Raw genomic sequence first — 14,757 nt, 5'->3', positions numbered from 1 at the left:
AGGCGTTAAGGAATAATTTTTTTTATTTCGTTGGCGTGTTCCAGTTGCGTAGTCAGCCCGGCGTAGTCTTCGCCGGCCAGCATATTGCGCAGCTTATTGAGCTGCACCAGGTGCTCATCCAGCACATCCAGCACGTTTTCGCGGTTTTGGCGGAAGATGGGCACCCAGGTGGCCGGCGCGCTCTTGGCCAGCCGCACGGTGGAGGCAAAGCCGCCGCCCGCCAGGTCAAAAATGCGCTGCTCGCCGCGCTGTTCTTTCTCCAACACCGTGAGCGCCAGCGCAAACGATGTAAGGTGCGAGATGTGCGACACGTAGGCCGTGTGCAGGTCGTGGTCGGCCGCGCCGAGGTGCAGCACCCGCATGGGCAAGGCCCGAAACAGCGTTTCGACGGTGGCCACGGCATCGGGGTCGCTCATTTCGGCATCGCACACTACCAGGGTCTTGCCTTCGAACAAGCCCCTTATTGCGGCGTCGGGGCCCGAGTACTCGGTGCCGGCCATGGGGTGCACGGCCACGAAGCGGCCCCGGCGCGGGTGCTCCGCCACGGCGGCCAGCAGGTTGTTTTTAGTCGAGCCTACGTCGATAACTATTTGCTGGCCAGATACTAAATTCAGTACCTGGGGCAGCACCGTTAGCATAGCATCCATGGGCACGGCCACGATGACGAGGCTGGCCGGCGCCACGGCGCTGGCCAGGTCGGGGGCCATTTCATCCACCAGGCCCAGCTCCAGCGCCCGGCGGGCGTAGGCGGGGCTGGCTTCCACGCCAATGAGCCGGCTGGCTAGGCCGTGCTGCCGCAGGCTAAGCGCCAGCGAACCGCCAATCAAGCCTAAGCCGATGATACTGATAGTCATGGCGCTAGGCAGCTACAAGTTTTACGCGCTCCAATGCTTCGCGCAGCACGCTTTCGGGCTGGCAGAGGCTGGCGCGGATGTAGCCGCTGCCATTGCTGCCGAAGATGCCGCCGGGCGTCAGAAACACGCGGGCTTCGGCCAGCACAGCGTCGCTGAGGGCGTAGCCATCGGCGTAGGGCGGCGGCACTTTGGCCCAGATAAACAGGCCCGTCTGGCCCGGCGCGGCTTCGCAGCCTAGCGCAGCCAGCAGCTCGTGCACCAGCGCGCGGCGGGCGCGGTAGGTAGCGTTCAGCTCCGCAAACCACTCCTCGCCCAGTGCCAGCGCGGCCACGGCAGCCTGCTGAGTTCCCAGAAACATCCCCGAATCCATGTTGCTCTTGAAGCGCAGCACCTCCGTCAGCCAGTCGGCGCGGCCCACCAGCATTCCTACGCGCCAGCCCGCCAGGTTGTGGCTCTTGCTGAGCGAGTTAAGCTCCAGCGCTACTTCCTTAGCGCCCGGAATGCTGAGCAAACTCGTGGGCGGCGTCTCGTTCAGCACGAAGCCATACGGGTTGTCGTGCACCAGCATAATGTTGTGGGTGGCAGCAAACTCGACCAGCTTTTGCAGAAACTCGGGGCTAGCCGGCGTGCCGGTGGGCATGTGCGGGTAGTTGACGAGCATCAGCTTCACGCGGCGCAAGTCGCTCTGGGCCAGCGCATCTAAATCGGGCAGCCAGCCGGTGGCGGCGGTCAGGTCGTACTCGCGCACTTCAGCCCCGCAGATTTCAGCCACCGCCCGGTAAGTCGGGTAGCCGGGGTTGGGAATGAGCACCGCGTCGCCCGCTTCCAAAAAAGCCATGCCGATGTGCATCAGGCCTTCTTTAGAGCCGGCCAGGGGCAGCACCTCGGTAGCGGGGTCGAGGGCCACGCCGTAGCTTTTCTGGTAAAAAGCAGCCATTGCCTGCCGCAGAGCCGGTGTGCCCTGGTAGCTCTGGTAGCCGTGGGCGCCCGGCTGGCTGGCGGTGGCGGCCAGCGCGGCCACCACGCTTGGGTGCGGCGGCAAATCGGGGCTGCCAATGCCCAGGCTGATAATATTGGCCCCCGCCGCGTTGAGGGCGGCTAGCTCGCGCAGCTTGCGCGAGAAGTAGTATTCGCCGGTGTGAGCCAGGCGGCTGGCAGTGGAAACTTGCATTACATTATTCACTAAAAGCGGTCGTCATGCTGAACACAGTGAAGCATCTCGCCTGCACCGTTCGGTTGGCACTCAACGATTGATTTACTGCACCAAATGAGCTGCTTCACTGCGTTCAGCATGACGACCGCGGTGGTTCTCCCCAGTCTCATCCTGCCCAAACACCATGCTGCCGCGTTGGTAAGTACCCAGCACGCGCAGCTCTTCGGTCACGGCGGGCAGCTCGGCCAGCAGAGCGTCTAGCTGGGTGGGCGTGGCAAATTCTACATCGGCGTGGAAGCCGTAGTGCCAGGGCTGGCTGGGTCGGGGGCACGACTGCAACTTACTCAAATTCAGGCCGTGGCCAGCCACCAGCGTGAGCACCCGCGCCAGCATGCCCGGCGCGTGCGAGGTGTAGAAGTACAGCGACGCCTTATCGGGGCTAGCCACCGGCTGGGCCTCGGCGGCCCGCTCCAGCACCAGAAAGCGGGTGTAGTTGCTTGGGTCGTCGTTGATGGCGAGGGCTAGTATCTGCAGGCCGAAGGCCTCGGCAGCCTGGGCGCCGGCTATTACGGCCACGCCAGGAGTTTGGCGCTCGGCCAGCAGCTGGGCGCTGAGGCCGGTATCCTCGGTTTCAACCAGCTGCCAGCCAGGGTATTGGCTCAGGTAATCGCCGCACTGGCGCAGGGCCATGGGGTGCGAATGGACGGCCTCAATATCGGCCAGCGTGGTGCCCGGCAGCGCCAGCAGGTGCTGGTGAATGGGCAGGTAAATCTCGCCGGTGATGGTGAGCGCGTTGCGCTCCAGCAGCAGATAATTAGGTAAAATACTGCCAGCCAGCGAGTTTTCCATCGCCATGAGAGCGGCATCGGCGCGGCCATCGGCTACCTGGGCCACTACCTCGCCAAAGGTGGCGCAGAAATTCAGGGCAGGCGCCGCGCCGAAATACTGGCGGGCAGCTACTTCGTGGAAACTCCCTTTGAACCCTTGAATGGCAACGTGCTGCGGCATGGCGATAAGGAAAAGATGGGCGCTGGCCCAGCGGCAAAACATAAAAAAAGCGCCACCCGAAGAACGAGTGGCGCTGCTAAATTTCAGTGGCTTAGCTACATGGCGACTCGTTCTACGCGGGCGGCGTAAAATAATAGAAGCCAAAAAAGTAGCGGTTGCTGAACATGATACTGGTCGAATTGGGTGGCAAGGTAGGCAGGAATTTCAAACTGGCAAGTTTCCTGGCTGCTTTTTATCCCTTGTTTTAGCCGTGCCAGGTGCCGAATTTACCCTGCTGATAGTCGGCGTAAGCCTGCCGGATTTCGGCTTCGGTGTTCATCACAAACGGCCCGGCCGAGGCTACGGGCTCGCCAAACGGCTCGGCGTGGCCTAGCAGCAACACACTGTCGCTCAACGCTTCGATGCCCAGCTCGCTGCCCTCGTGGTCGAACTCGGCCAGCTCGCGGGCGAAGACCTGCGTGCCATTCACACGCACGCTGCCGCGCACCACGTAGAAAAAAATGCTGCGGCTAGTCGCAATGGGCACCGCCACGGGGGCGCCCGCCGCCAGGTCGAGCCAGGCCAGCGCTACATCGGCCAGCGGCTGCACGGCGCCGGCGGCCCCGCCCCACTCGCCCGATACGGCGTGGGCTACCACGCCGGGGGCTAGCGGCACGGCCGGTATTTCAGTGGCTTGCAAGCCAATGTAGCGCGGCTCGGTCATCTTGAACTTGGCCGGCAGATTGACCCAGAGCTGAAGAATTTCGAGCGGGCCGCCCGTTTTCTTGAAGTTATCCGAGGAAATTTCGGCGTGGATGAGGCCCGAGCCGGCCGTCATCCACTGAATGCCGCCGGCCTCGATTACGCTTTCGTGGCCGCTGCTGTCCTTGTGTAAAATGTCGCCTTCTAGGATAAACGTCACCGTTTCGAAGCCCCGGTGCGGGTGCGGGCCAAAGGGCAAGCCCCGGTTATTAGCCCGGTATACCTGCGGCCCGTGGTGGTTCAGGAATAGAAACGGGTCGAGGTATTCGATTGAGGGCGTGGGGATTGCCCGGTACGTAACGAGGTCAGCAATGGGCGCATTCACGGCCCGGTGCTTTTGAATGACGGTGCGCATAGGCCTATCAACCCACCGGGCAGCCAAACAGTTATGGCTGCACGAAGAACGGAATATTGCCGGTGGCCACGTTGCCGTGCCCGTCGTGGGCGTACACGAAGAGCCGGTAGGCGCCCGGCTGGCTAGGGGCAGTAAGGGTGGTTTGGGCCTTAGCCCCGGTCGGCAGGGCGCCCGCCACGGGCGTAGGGCGGCTCTCGCGGTCGCCGCCCTGCTTGAGGTCGGTGCTTTCGGGCAGCAATTCCCACTGGTAGGTAAGCGCGTCGCGCTCGGGGTCGGTAACGGTGGTCGTGGCGGGATATGCCTGACCGGGCTTCAGGTAAATGCCTTCGGTGGCAGCTTTACCATTCAGCTTATAGTCAGCGATATGCGGCGCCCGGTTCTTGGGCCAATGGCCGCTCCACTCGTATTGCAGCACATCCATTACCTCGGTTTCCTGGCCGTCTTCGGTGAAGAGACCATACCAGGTGGGCGTGCGCTCCTGCTTCTGGCCCCACAGGAACACGTAGGAGCCCAGGCAGTGCGCCCGGTCCTTCAGCACCGAGGCCTCGTAGCGGCTTTGGTACACGGCGGCTTTTTGGCTGCTGGTTTCTTCTACCGGGGCTTTCCAGGGGGTTTGCGGGCATTCCCAGTGGCCGGTGGGGCCCCATTCGGCCACAAGGTAGGGGCCGGTCCAGCCGGCATCGGCTACCTGCTGGGGCAGCGTGGCTAGCCCGGCGTAGGTATTGATACTCAAGATGTCCACGGCCGGGCAGCGCGTTTTCACAAACTCGATTTCCTTTTTGCTAGCCCCCGCCAGCACCGTCGAGGTTGGGTGGTTGGGGTCTACTTCGTGAATCATCTTGGCGATGTCGTTCACGGCGTCCCACACCTTGGGGTTGGTGTAGTCGAGGTTCAGCTCATTGCCGATGCCCCAGACCAGCACGTCCGGGTCGTCTTTGTATTTAAGAACTTCACCCTTAATTTTTTGCAGCTGCGCCGCCACGGCCGCCGCATCGTTGTAGTCGAAGCCGTGGCGCTCGCGGGCCACGTCGAGGCCTAGCATCACGGTGAGGTGGTGCTGGTTGGCGGCGGCCAGCACCTTCGGCGCGTCGGCGGTGCCCCAGGTGCGGATAGAGTTGCCGCCGTAGGCCGCAATGCGCTCGGGGTACTGACTGCCGCCCGCGCCCTTCACAAAATAGGGCTGGCCGCCACGCAGCAGCTCGTAGCGGCCACTGGTCTGGCGCACAGTAACTTTAACAGGGCCGGCGGGTGGGCTAGCCAGGGCCAGCGTGCTGGTAAGCGCCGCCAAAGCCAACGCCAGGTAGGAGCGGAAGAATTGGTTTTTCATGGGGTGGGAAAAGGGTAGAATAGGTAAAAGTAGAAGAATCACGCACAGCAGCATCCCTAAACACGCCTGTCACGCTGAACGCAGTGAAGCATCTCGCCCGCATCGTTGGATTACTACCCTAGCGATGTGAGCGAGATGCTTCACTGCGTTCAGCATGACAGGCGTATGCAAGTCAACTGTATTTACTTAGATGGCCTACGCTTGCTCCTCGGTGGGCGGCGTGCCCCGGAAGGCGTCCAGCTTGCCGCCGCTGCCGGCCAGCTTTACGGGCCGGTTCTCCTTGGCCGACTGATAGATAGCCTCCATAATGCGCTGGTCCTGCAAGCCTTCCTCGCCGGGCGTGTAGGGCGTTTTGTTGCCGCGCACGCACTCGGCCATGTGGTCCATTTCAAGGGCAAACTGCTGTTTGTCGGGGTTGCTGGGCTGCTCTATCAATTGCTTGCCGTTGGGGGCGTGCACCAGCTCTTGCTTGAGGCCTTTGTAGGGAAATGCCGGGTCCATTTTGATGGTGCCGGTTTCGGCGTGCACGGCGTAGCTTTTGGCGTTGAACGAGCCGTAGCCCGTCATGCACTGCGAGATGACGCCGCTCGGGAAACGCAGCGTAAAGCTCACGTTCTCTTCGATTTCTTTGAAGCGGTCGTCGCCGGGCGTGGTGTAGATTTGGGCCGAAACTTCGGTCGGCTCCTCCCCTAGCAGAAAACGGGTGGTGTTGAGGCAGTACAGGCCCACATCGGGCAGCGAACCGCCGCCGGCCAGGGCTTTTTTGTGGCGCCACTGCTGGTCGTGGGCCTGGTTTTGGCAGTTCATCATCTGGATGAGCTTGGTCTGGCCATAGGTTTTGTCGCGCACCATTTTTTGGGCCGCGCGGTTAAGCGGCTCGTACTGAATGCGGTAGGCAATCATCAGCTTTTTGCCGGCCTTGTTGCAGGCCGCAATCATCTCCTCGCACTCCTTCACCGAGTTGGCCATCGGCTTTTCGCAGAGAATGTGCTTGCCGGCCTTGGCCCCGCGAATGGTGAACTCGTGGTGCATGGAATTGGGCAACACAATGTAAATCACCTCCACTTCTGGGTTATCCTTGAGCTTATCGTAGTTGGCATACGAGTAGCAGCTGCTGGGCTTAATGCCGTATTGCTTGGCAGCTTTAGCCATTTTATCGGCGTCGCCGCTCACCAAGGCCACCGGCTTGCAGTGCTTGGCCTGGCCGAAAGCGGGCAGAATCTCGGCCAGCGTGAGGTGGCCCAGCCCAACGATGGCAAAGCCCACGCGCTGCTCGGGCGCATCGGGGTTGGGAAAAGGGCCGGCCTTGGGGTCGGTAGGCGCTTCGAGGGGCGGCAGCTTGATGTCGAGCGGGCCGGTGGGCGGCGCGGGCGTGCCGAAGCCGCTAAGGTCGGCGGCTTCGGCCGAGGCTAGCGGCAGGGCGCTGGCCAGCCCGGCGGCGAGCAGGCCGCGCCCGGCGTGGTTGATGAAGTGGCGGCGCGAGGCGTCGCAGGCGGCATCGGGCATGGTTTCGGCCGCAGTACGGTCGAGGGCTTCGGCAGTGGAGGCTTCCTGAAACATAGAGAATAATACGTGTGGAAAAGAGGTTGCTAGCCTGCCTGTACGTGCCGAAGGCGGCAAAGAGTTGCCGGCGCCAGGAATAAGCGCGGCCGTGGCAACCTCTCCCCGCCGGGCCGGTTTAGACAGCTTGGAATGCTACTTGCGGCGCCCCACCCTGGCGGGCGCCGCCTTATTTTTTTGCTTATGTCTACCTTGTTCGAGCCGCTGACCCTGCGCGGCCTCACGCTGAAAAATCGCCTTGTGGTGTCGCCCATGTGCCAATACAGTGCCCACGATGGCTTTGCCAACGACTGGCACCTGGTGCACCTGGGCAGCCGCGCCGTGGGCGGGGCCAGCCTGCTTATTCAGGAAGCCACCGCCATATCGCCCGAGGGCCGCATCACGCCCGAGGACCTGGGCATCTGGAAAGATGAGCACATTGAGTTTCAGAAGCGTATCAATCAGTTTATCGAAGCGCAAGGCTGCGTGCCGGGCGTGCAGCTGGCCCACGCCGGCCGCAAGGCCAGCACCTACACCAGCTGGCTAGCCCCCGGCCACGGCGCGGTGCCCGAAGCTGAAGGCGGCTGGCAGGTAGTAGCGCCCAGCGCGCTCAAATTCTCCGACAACTACCCGCTGCCGGTGGCGCTCGAAGCGGCCGGTATTAAGAAGGTAATCGCCGACTTTCGCAGCGCCACCGAGCGCTCGCTGGCCGCTGGCTTTAAGGTGATTGAGCTGCACGCGGCGCACGGCTACCTGCTGCACGAGTTTTTATCGCCGCTCAGCAACCAGCGCACCGACACCTACGGCGGCTCGTTTGAAAACCGCATCCGGCTGCTGCTGGAGGTGGTGGCCGCCGTGCGCCAGGTATTGCCCGACGATTTCCCACTGTTCGTGCGCATCTCGGCCACCGACTGGACCGAAGGCGGCTGGACGGCCGACGACTCGGTGCAGCTCGCCACTTGGCTGCGCGACCGCGGCGTGGACCTCGTGGATGCCTCCAGCGGCGGCAACGTGGAGAAAGCCCGGATTCCGGTCGGCCCCGGCTATCAGGTCGGGTTTGCTGAGCGCATCAAGCGCGAAACGGGGCTAGCCACCGGCGCGGTAGGCCTCATCACCACGCCCGAGGAAGCCGAGCAAATCGTGGCCAGCGGCCAGGCCGACCTCGTGCTGCTAGCCCGCGAAGAGCTGCGCGACCCCTACTTCCCGCTGCACGCCGCCCACGCGCTGGGCGCCGAGGTGGCGTGGCCCGTGCAGTACGAGCGCGCCAGGCCGCGCAAGTAGCGGGCTGGTTTTTGAGCGTGCGTGCGCAGGAAAGGTGGGCGAAAAGTGCGCGGGCTGGCGTACCTTTTGCCCACCTTTTCCCATCCAATGCGTTCTCTATGAGCCAGCTTCCGGAAGTGCCTTCGCGGCGCTCATTCTTAAAACAAGGCGCCCTAGCCACGAGCGGCATCCTTATTGTGCCGCGCTTTGTGCTGGGCGGCAAGGGCTACACGGCCCCTAGCGACCAGCTCGTGATTGCCAGCGTGGGCGTGGGCGGCAAGGGCCAGAGCGACATCGACGCCTTTGCCAAAACCGGCAAGGCCCGCATCGCCTACCTCTGCGACGTGGACGACCGCCGCGCTGCCAACTCGCGCAAGGCCTTTCCGCAGGCCAAGTACGTGAAGGACTGGCGGCAGCTTTTCGACAAGGAGCACAAGCATTTCGACGCCGTATCGGTATCGACGCCCGACCACAACCACGCCGTAACGACCCTGGCGGCCATGCAGCTCGGCAAGCACGTGTACGTGCAAAAGCCGCTGACCCACGACATTTACGAGGCCCGCGCCCTCACCGACGCGGCCCGGCGCTACCCCAAGGTGGTGACCCAGATGGGCAACCAGGGCGCCTCCAACGACGGCGTGCGCCAGCTGCGCGAGTGGTACGACGCCGGCACCATCGGCGATGTGCACACTATTTATTGCTGGACCGACCGGCCCGTGTGGCCCCAGGGCATTGCCTGGCCCACCACCAAGGCCAGCGTGCCGCCCGAGCTGGATTGGGACCTGTGGCTGGGCACGGCGCCGCAGCGCGAGTACGTCGACCACCTCATTCCCTTCAACTGGCGCGGCTGGTGGGACTACGGCACCGGCGCCCTCGGCGACATGGGCTGCCACCTGCTGGAGGCGCCCTTCCGGGTGCTCGATTTGCAGTATGCCAACTCGGTGCAGGCCAGCGTGGGCAGCGTGTACGTGGACGAGTTTAAGCGCGGGTATTTCCCCGACAGCTGCCCCCCTAGCAGCCACGTCACGCTTACGTTCCCGAAAACGGCCAAAACCAAGGGCGACATTACGGTGCACTGGATGGACGGCGGCATTCAGCCCGAGCGCCCCGACGAGCTAGGCCCCAACGAGCTGTTTGGCGATGGCGGCAACGGCACGCTTTTCATCGGCACCAAGGGCAAGATGATGGCCAGCACCTACGGCGCCGACCCGCGCCTGCTGCCCCTCTCGCGCAACCAGGAGGTGCACGTGCCCCAGACCCTGACCCGCGTGCCCGGCCAGGCCAACGGCCACTACGGCCAGTGGGTAGAAGCCTGCCTGGCCGGCGCCGGCAAAATGCCCGTCAGCTCGCCCTTCGAGCTGGCCGGCCCGCTCACCGAAGCCCTGCTGATGGCCAACTTGGCCATCCGGGGCTACGATTTGCAGCAGCCCAAGGCCACCGGCCAGGGCTTCAACTACCCCGGCCGCGGCCGCAAGCTGCTCTGGGACAATGCGCAGATGCGCATCACCAACCTCGACGAGGTCAACCAGTTCGTGAAGCGCGAATACCGCCCGGGCTTCAAGTTAGCGTAAGCGGCAACAACTGAACACGACCGTCATGCTGAGCTTGCCGAAGCATCTTGCTTACACTTTTAGGATTAGCACCTCCTAGCGGTGCGAGCAAGATGCTTCGGCAAGCTCAGCATGACGGTCGTTTTTTCCTTGCTACTTAATACCTAATTAGCGCCGCCTACTTCAGCAAATACTCGCTCTTAAGCAGTTGGCGCTGGTCGGCGGCGTTGCACAACGCGTAGCTGAAGCCTTTTTGCAGGGCGAAAGCGCCCGTTATGCCCTGGTTGTTCACGGCGATAAAGCACACCTGAATGTCCTTGGCCTGGGCGCCTTTGATGCGCGCCACGCGCTCGATGGCCGCGCGGCACGCCGCCGTGGGCGACAAGCCCTGGCGCATCAGCTCGACCACGGTGTGGGCGCCGGCCATGCGAATCACGTCTTCACCCTGGCCGGTGGCGGCGGCGGCCCCCACCTCATTATCAACGTATAAGCCCGAGCCGATGAGCGGCGAGTCGCCCACCCGGCCGCGCATCTTGAAGCCCATGCCGCTGGTGGTGCAGCTGCCGCTGAGGTTGCCGGTCGCATCTAGGGCTAGCAGGGCAATGGTGTCGTGGTTTTGGGGGCCGCCCACGGGGCCGGGTTGAAGATTGCCGCTGTTTTCAATATTGATAACGGGCTTGTACTGGCTGGTTTTCAGCCACTCGCGGTAGTTCTTCTCAGCATCGGGGCTGAGTTGGGCGGGCTCCAGCGGAAAGCCCTGGGCCACGGCAAACTGCTGGGCGCCCTCGCCCACCAGCATCACGTGGGGCGTTTTTTCCATCACGCGCCGCGCCACCTGGATGGGGTGCTTGATGCGCTCCAGCGCCGCCACGCTGCCGCAGTTGAATTTATGGTCCATGATGCAGGCGTCGAGCGTCACGATGCCGTCGCGGTCGGGGTTGCCGCCCAGGCCCACGCAGCAGTTTTGCGAGGCCTCGGTCACCATCACGCCAGCCTCGGCGGCGTCGAGGGCGGGGCCGCCTTTTTTCAGAATTTCCCAGGCCGCCTGGTTGGCCGCAATGCCATCGTTCCAGGTTGAGATAACGAGCGCTTTGCCGCGCACGCCGGGGCGCGGGGCCAGCGGCACGGCGGCGGCCGGGCGGGCGGCCAGCAGCGTCAGGCTGGCGGCCGAGGAGGCGAGAAATTTTCTACGAGTAGCCACAGTTTTTACGCGCAAGCCGCGCCGCGAGCCCTACCGGGGCCCAGCCAAATCTAAGGCCTGGGTTCAAATAATTACCCTCACTGCCTTATGTCTGGCGCACCACCCTGGCCGTTACCAGCAGCTGGCCCACGTGCCGGGTGGTATGCTCGGCGGCGTGCACCAGCAGGCCCATTACGGTGCTCGGCAGTTGCGCCCGGCCCACGCCGCGCCACTCGGGCAGGGTATTTTCGGGCGTGGCTTGCAGCTGCGCCAGGGCCTTATCGACTTGCTGGCTGAAGGCCTGCACCAGCTCGGCCACCGCGCCGGCGTGGGTGGGCGGCTGGCCTTCGGCGGCCAGGTAGGCTAGCTGGGCTTCGCGCAGCGCCTCGCCCCGAGCGTAGGTAAAGGTGCGGTCGAGCACGCCCGTGAGGTGGCGCAGGTGAAAGCCCACCGAGGCCAGCCCCAGCGGGCGCTCGGCCAGCCGGGCGGGCGGAAAGTCGTGCATCATTTCGGCTACTTCTTCGCGGGCTTGCAGCAGGGCGTGGGCCACGGGCTGCAGCAGCGGCGGCACGGCGGGCAGCGGGCCGCGCAGCCAAACTTCGGGCAGGGATTGGGACATAAGGCGCCGTTTTAACTTAAATAACCGCCTTACGCATACTTGCTCGCCGGGGCCGGGTGCGCGGGCGGGGCCAGCGGGCGTATTTTTGCGGGTACTTATGTCCGCACTCCCTGCTTCTGCCCTGCTGGCTGCCGCTCAGCAGTTTGGCACCCCGCTCTACGTGTACCAGGCCGATACCATTCGGGCGCAGTATCACAAGCTTACTGCCGCGTTCAGCGGCCACCCCACGCGGTTTTTTTACGCCTGCAAGGCGCTCACCAACGTCGCTATTCTGAAAATACTGCTGGCCGAAGGCGCGGGCCTCGACTGCGTGAGCCTCAACGAAGTGCGGCTAGGGCTGCACGTGGGCTTTCAGCCCGAGAACATTCTCTTCACGCCCAACAGCGTAGCTTTCAGCGAATTGGTGGAGGCAAAGGAGCTGGGCGTGAACCTCAACATCGACAACCTGTCGCTGCTCGAGCAGTTTGGCGCCACCTACGGCGGCAGCTACCCGGTGTGCGTGCGCCTGAACCCGCACATTGAGGCGGGCGGCAACTACAAAATCTCGACCGGCCACATCGACAGCAAGTTTGGCATCAGCATTCACCAGATGCGCCACCTCGAGCGCGTGGTGAAGGGCACCGGCCTGCACGTGCGCGGCCTGCACATGCACACGGGCTCCGAAATCAAGGATATTGCCGTGTTTTTGCGGGCGCTGGATATTCTGTTCGACGCCGCCCGGCGCTTCCCGCAGCTGGAGTTTCTGGACCTGGGCTCGGGCTTCAAAGTGCCCTACAAGCCCGGCGACCCCGAAACCGACGTGGCTAGCCTGGGCCGGCAGGTAGCGGCGGCCTTTGCCGAGTTTGAGCAGGAATACGGCCGGCCCCTCGAAGCCTGGTTTGAGCCCGGCAAGTACCTGGTGAGCGAAAGCGGCTACTTACTGGTCGAGGTTTCAACCGTGAAACAGACTACCGCCACCGTGTTTGCGGGGGTCAATTCGGGCTTTAACCACCTGATTAGGCCCATGATGTACGATGCGTACCACCATATCTCCAACCTGAGCCACCCCAGCGGTCCCGAGCGGCTGTACACGGTAGTGGGCAACATCTGCGAAACCGACACCTTTGCCTGGGACCGCCTGCTGCCCGAGGTGCGCGAGGGCGACGTGCTGGCCTTTCACAACGCCGGCGCCTACGGCTTCGAGATGAGCAGCTCGTTCAACTCGCGCCTGCGCCCCGCCGAGGTGCTGCTCGATGGCGATGCGGCCCCGCGCCTCATCCGCCGCCGCCAAACGTTTGAAGATTTGCTGGCCGGGCAGGAAGGCTAGCCCACAACCGCTGTTTGCCAAGGCGAGCGCAGCGCGGTCATCTTTCCTCCACGCCAAGGGCATTAACCCAGCAAAAAGAAGAGATGGCTGCGCGGCGCTCGCCTTGGTAAACGGTTTTTACTGAGCCAGCAGCCAGGCCACCGCCTCCGGCTCGTGCTCGAAGTTGCGGTAAGTATGGCCCAGCTTGCGGCTGGTCATTACGAGGCCCGCCATGGCCAGCCGGGCAAATACGTCGTGCGCCACTACTACGGCGCCGTGGCGGTAGCCATTTTCGAGTACGGCCTGCGGCAGCCACTCGTTCACCATCCAGCTTTCTTCACTAGGGGTAAAGGGGCTCATCTGCTGCTGGTTGATGAGCAGGCGGCCCCAGCCCCGGCGCTGCATGGCCTGGCGCACGTGCGTGAGCAAGGCCCGAAACTGCACATCTTCGCGCGGGCCGGAATAATATTCGAGGTGCAGGTAGGCCTCTGGTTCTTCCCACAGGCAGCCAACGTTGTTCTTAAAATAAATAGTGCGGGAGGCAACAGGCATATAACACGAGCTAGCCCCGGCCCGGCCCAGACGGGCCGCCCGGGCTAGGCATAACCCGCCTTAAACTACCAAGTGCCGCCGGAGGTTGGTACGGCGTGCCGTTATTTCGCCCCGCATGAAGCCCCGCCGCAAACCCACCGCCCTGCGCAAGCCCGATTCTTTCCCGGCCGAAAACGTGCTCACCGGCCTCGACGCGCCGCGCCTGCTGGCGCTGGGCCCTGACTTTGAGCAGTTTCGCTTCGTCAATTGCGAACTGAGCGGGGCTGGCCTGGCCGGCCTGCGCTTCGAGGACTGCCTCTTCGAGCGCTGCAACCTCACCACGGCCAGGCTAGCGGGCACGGCGCTGCAAAACGTGGCCTTTGCCGATTGCAAGCTGTTGGGCGTGGCTTTTTCGGCGTGCCAGGACATGCTGTTCGGCGTGCATTTCGCCGACTGCCAGCTGCGCTACGCCTCCTTTGGCGGCAAGAAGCTGGCCGGCACGCGCTTCGAGCGCTGCACCCTCGACGAAACCGATTTCACCAACGCCGACCTCACCAACGCCGCTTTTCCCGGCTGCGACCTCACCCGCACGGTGTTTCACGCTACCCGCCTGGCCGGGGCCGATTTCACCAACGCCACCGGCTTCACCCTCGACCCCGAGGCCAACGACCTCACCGGCGCTCGCTTTGCGCTGGCCGGCCTACCGGGCCTGCTCGCCAAATACGGGCTAGTGGTGGAGCCGTAAAGCAGCCCGCGCAGCGGCTGGCCGTTCTTAGACCGTTGTACCACCACCCACCCCTCATTTCCACTCATGTCCGCCATCCCTCCCGCCACCCTCTACCGCTGGGCCGATATACCCAAGGAAGAGCTGTCCGACACCATCGGGCGCCGCCTCATCACCGGCGACCAGATGATGCTGGCCCACGTGTACCTCAAGAAAGGCGCGATAGTGCCCAAGCACTCGCACCATAATGAGCAGATTACCTACATCCTGGAAGGCGCCCTGCGCTTTCACCTGGGTGAGGATGGCAGCCAGGAAGTTATCGTGCGGGCCGGCGAGGTGCTCACCATCCCGTCGTGGCTGCCCCACACCGCCGAGGCCCTGGAAGACACCCTCGACGTAGACGTGTTCAGCCCCCCGCGCCAGGATTGGCTCGATGGCAGCGACAGCTATTTGCGAGGCGAGGAGGCAAAAAAGTGATTATGGTTAAAATAAAGACGCTTAGGTATTAATCCTCTCGTCATGCTGAACGTAGCGGAGCGGAGTCGAAGCATCTTGGCCACCCGTTTGGCAGCACCCTATCAAGATGCTTCGGCTGCGCTCAGCATGACGAAGCGTATACTTTTCAATCAGC

The 14,757-nt window shown here is 63.4% G+C and carries 14 protein-coding genes; 5 read left to right on the top strand and 9 right to left on the bottom strand.

Annotation, left to right across the window (positions count from 1 at the left end; genetic code table 11):
• Nucleotides 1-5: 5 nt before the first annotated feature.
• From Q5H89_RS10430 to Q5H89_RS10405, 6 genes are all read right to left on the bottom strand, one after another.
• Complete coding sequence (locus tag Q5H89_RS10430) at nucleotides 6-854, bottom strand: prephenate dehydrogenase (protein ID WP_305019249.1); 849 nt, start codon at nucleotides 852-854, stop codon at nucleotides 6-8.
• Between the two features lie 4 nt (nucleotides 855-858).
• On the bottom strand, nucleotides 859-2,025 hold the full coding sequence (locus Q5H89_RS10425) for a pyridoxal phosphate-dependent aminotransferase (RefSeq protein ID WP_305019248.1): 1,167 nt from the start codon (nucleotides 2,023-2,025) through the stop codon (nucleotides 859-861).
• A gap of 84 nt (nucleotides 2,026-2,109) precedes the next feature.
• Nucleotides 2,110-3,015: a prephenate dehydratase gene (locus tag Q5H89_RS10420; protein WP_305019247.1), complete on the bottom strand. Its 906-nt coding sequence runs from the start codon at nucleotides 3,013-3,015 to the stop codon at nucleotides 2,110-2,112.
• A gap of 244 nt (nucleotides 3,016-3,259) precedes the next feature.
• A complete protein-coding gene (locus Q5H89_RS10415) occupies nucleotides 3,260-4,111 on the bottom strand; it encodes a pirin family protein (protein ID WP_305019246.1) in 852 nt (283 codons plus the stop codon).
• Nucleotides 4,112-4,142: 31 nt separating this feature from the next.
• The gene (locus Q5H89_RS10410) at nucleotides 4,143-5,438 is read right to left on the bottom strand and encodes a hypothetical protein (protein ID WP_305019245.1); all 1,296 of its coding nucleotides are present in this window, start codon (nucleotides 5,436-5,438) and stop codon (nucleotides 4,143-4,145) included.
• Between the two features lie 195 nt (nucleotides 5,439-5,633).
• Nucleotides 5,634-6,998 (bottom strand): Gfo/Idh/MocA family protein, encoded by a 1,365-nt coding sequence (locus tag Q5H89_RS10405; protein ID WP_305019244.1) that lies wholly within the window; start codon nucleotides 6,996-6,998, stop codon nucleotides 5,634-5,636.
• 183 nt (nucleotides 6,999-7,181) lie between these two features.
• Here Q5H89_RS10405 and Q5H89_RS10400 point away from each other — a divergent pair, with 183 nt between their 5' ends.
• Nucleotides 7,182-8,258: an NADH:flavin oxidoreductase/NADH oxidase gene (locus tag Q5H89_RS10400; RefSeq protein WP_305019243.1), complete on the top strand. Its 1,077-nt coding sequence runs from the start codon at nucleotides 7,182-7,184 to the stop codon at nucleotides 8,256-8,258.
• Nucleotides 8,259-8,356: 98 nt separating this feature from the next.
• The gene (locus tag Q5H89_RS10395) at nucleotides 8,357-9,808 is read left to right on the top strand and encodes a Gfo/Idh/MocA family protein (RefSeq protein WP_305019242.1); all 1,452 of its coding nucleotides are present in this window, start codon (nucleotides 8,357-8,359) and stop codon (nucleotides 9,806-9,808) included.
• A 157-nt stretch (nucleotides 9,809-9,965) separates the two neighbouring features.
• On the opposite strand, the gene Q5H89_RS10390 is transcribed toward Q5H89_RS10395, so the two are convergent.
• Nucleotides 9,966-10,988, bottom strand: a complete 1,023-nt coding sequence (locus tag Q5H89_RS10390; RefSeq protein ID WP_305019241.1) for a N(4)-(beta-N-acetylglucosaminyl)-L-asparaginase — start codon at nucleotides 10,986-10,988, stop codon at nucleotides 9,966-9,968.
• Between the two features lie 85 nt (nucleotides 10,989-11,073).
• On the bottom strand, nucleotides 11,074-11,586 hold the full coding sequence (locus Q5H89_RS10385) for a DinB family protein (RefSeq protein ID WP_305019240.1): 513 nt from the start codon (nucleotides 11,584-11,586) through the stop codon (nucleotides 11,074-11,076).
• A gap of 97 nt (nucleotides 11,587-11,683) precedes the next feature.
• Between Q5H89_RS10385 and lysA the strand changes: the two genes are divergently transcribed.
• The gene (gene lysA / locus Q5H89_RS10380; protein WP_305019239.1) at nucleotides 11,684-12,892 is read left to right on the top strand and encodes a diaminopimelate decarboxylase; all 1,209 of its coding nucleotides are present in this window, start codon (nucleotides 11,684-11,686) and stop codon (nucleotides 12,890-12,892) included.
• Between the two features lie 117 nt (nucleotides 12,893-13,009).
• Here the strand turns inward: lysA and Q5H89_RS10375 are convergent, their stop codons facing one another.
• Complete coding sequence (locus Q5H89_RS10375; protein WP_305019238.1) at nucleotides 13,010-13,423, bottom strand: hypothetical protein; 414 nt, start codon at nucleotides 13,421-13,423, stop codon at nucleotides 13,010-13,012.
• A gap of 115 nt (nucleotides 13,424-13,538) precedes the next feature.
• Between Q5H89_RS10375 and Q5H89_RS10370 the strand changes: the two genes are divergently transcribed.
• Nucleotides 13,539-14,147, top strand: coding sequence for a pentapeptide repeat-containing protein (locus Q5H89_RS10370; protein ID WP_305019237.1), 609 nt, complete (start codon nucleotides 13,539-13,541; stop codon nucleotides 14,145-14,147).
• A 66-nt stretch (nucleotides 14,148-14,213) separates the two neighbouring features.
• Nucleotides 14,214-14,603, top strand: coding sequence for a cupin domain-containing protein (locus Q5H89_RS10365; protein ID WP_305019236.1), 390 nt, complete (start codon nucleotides 14,214-14,216; stop codon nucleotides 14,601-14,603).
• The last annotated feature ends 154 nt before the right edge of the window (nucleotides 14,604-14,757 follow it).

Origin of the sequence: Hymenobacter cheonanensis, from assembly GCF_030581075.1 — a bacterium.
Lineage (GTDB): Bacteria > Bacteroidota > Bacteroidia > Cytophagales > Hymenobacteraceae > Hymenobacter.
The sequence above is the reverse complement of the archived record's forward strand: the minus strand, read 5'-3'. Positions and strand labels throughout refer to the sequence as shown.

Bases quoted from the DNA above. Each gene is read 5' to 3' on its own strand.
- Q5H89_RS10430 (WP_305019249.1), bottom strand. From the start codon at position 854: ATGACTATCAGTATCATCGGCTTAGGCTTGATTGGCGGTTCGCTGGCG.
- Q5H89_RS10425 (WP_305019248.1), bottom strand. From the start codon at position 2,025: ATGCAAGTTTCCACTGCCAGCCGCCTGGCTCACACCGGCGAATACTAC.
- Q5H89_RS10420 (WP_305019247.1), bottom strand. From the start codon at position 3,015: ATGCCGCAGCACGTTGCCATTCAAGGGTTCAAAGGGAGTTTCCACGAA.
- Q5H89_RS10415 (WP_305019246.1), bottom strand. From the start codon at position 4,111: ATGCGCACCGTCATTCAAAAGCACCGGGCCGTGAATGCGCCCATTGCT.
- Q5H89_RS10410 (WP_305019245.1), bottom strand. From the start codon at position 5,438: ATGAAAAACCAATTCTTCCGCTCCTACCTGGCGTTGGCTTTGGCGGCG.
- Q5H89_RS10405 (WP_305019244.1), bottom strand. From the start codon at position 6,998: ATGTTTCAGGAAGCCTCCACTGCCGAAGCCCTCGACCGTACTGCGGCC.
- Q5H89_RS10400 (WP_305019243.1), top strand. From the start codon at position 7,182: ATGTCTACCTTGTTCGAGCCGCTGACCCTGCGCGGCCTCACGCTGAAA.
- Q5H89_RS10395 (WP_305019242.1), top strand. From the start codon at position 8,357: ATGAGCCAGCTTCCGGAAGTGCCTTCGCGGCGCTCATTCTTAAAACAA.
- Q5H89_RS10385 (WP_305019240.1), bottom strand. From the start codon at position 11,586: ATGTCCCAATCCCTGCCCGAAGTTTGGCTGCGCGGCCCGCTGCCCGCC.
- lysA (WP_305019239.1), top strand. From the start codon at position 11,684: ATGTCCGCACTCCCTGCTTCTGCCCTGCTGGCTGCCGCTCAGCAGTTT.
- Q5H89_RS10375 (WP_305019238.1), bottom strand. From the start codon at position 13,423: ATGCCTGTTGCCTCCCGCACTATTTATTTTAAGAACAACGTTGGCTGC.
- Q5H89_RS10370 (WP_305019237.1), top strand. From the start codon at position 13,539: ATGAAGCCCCGCCGCAAACCCACCGCCCTGCGCAAGCCCGATTCTTTC.
- Q5H89_RS10365 (WP_305019236.1), top strand. From the start codon at position 14,214: ATGTCCGCCATCCCTCCCGCCACCCTCTACCGCTGGGCCGATATACCC.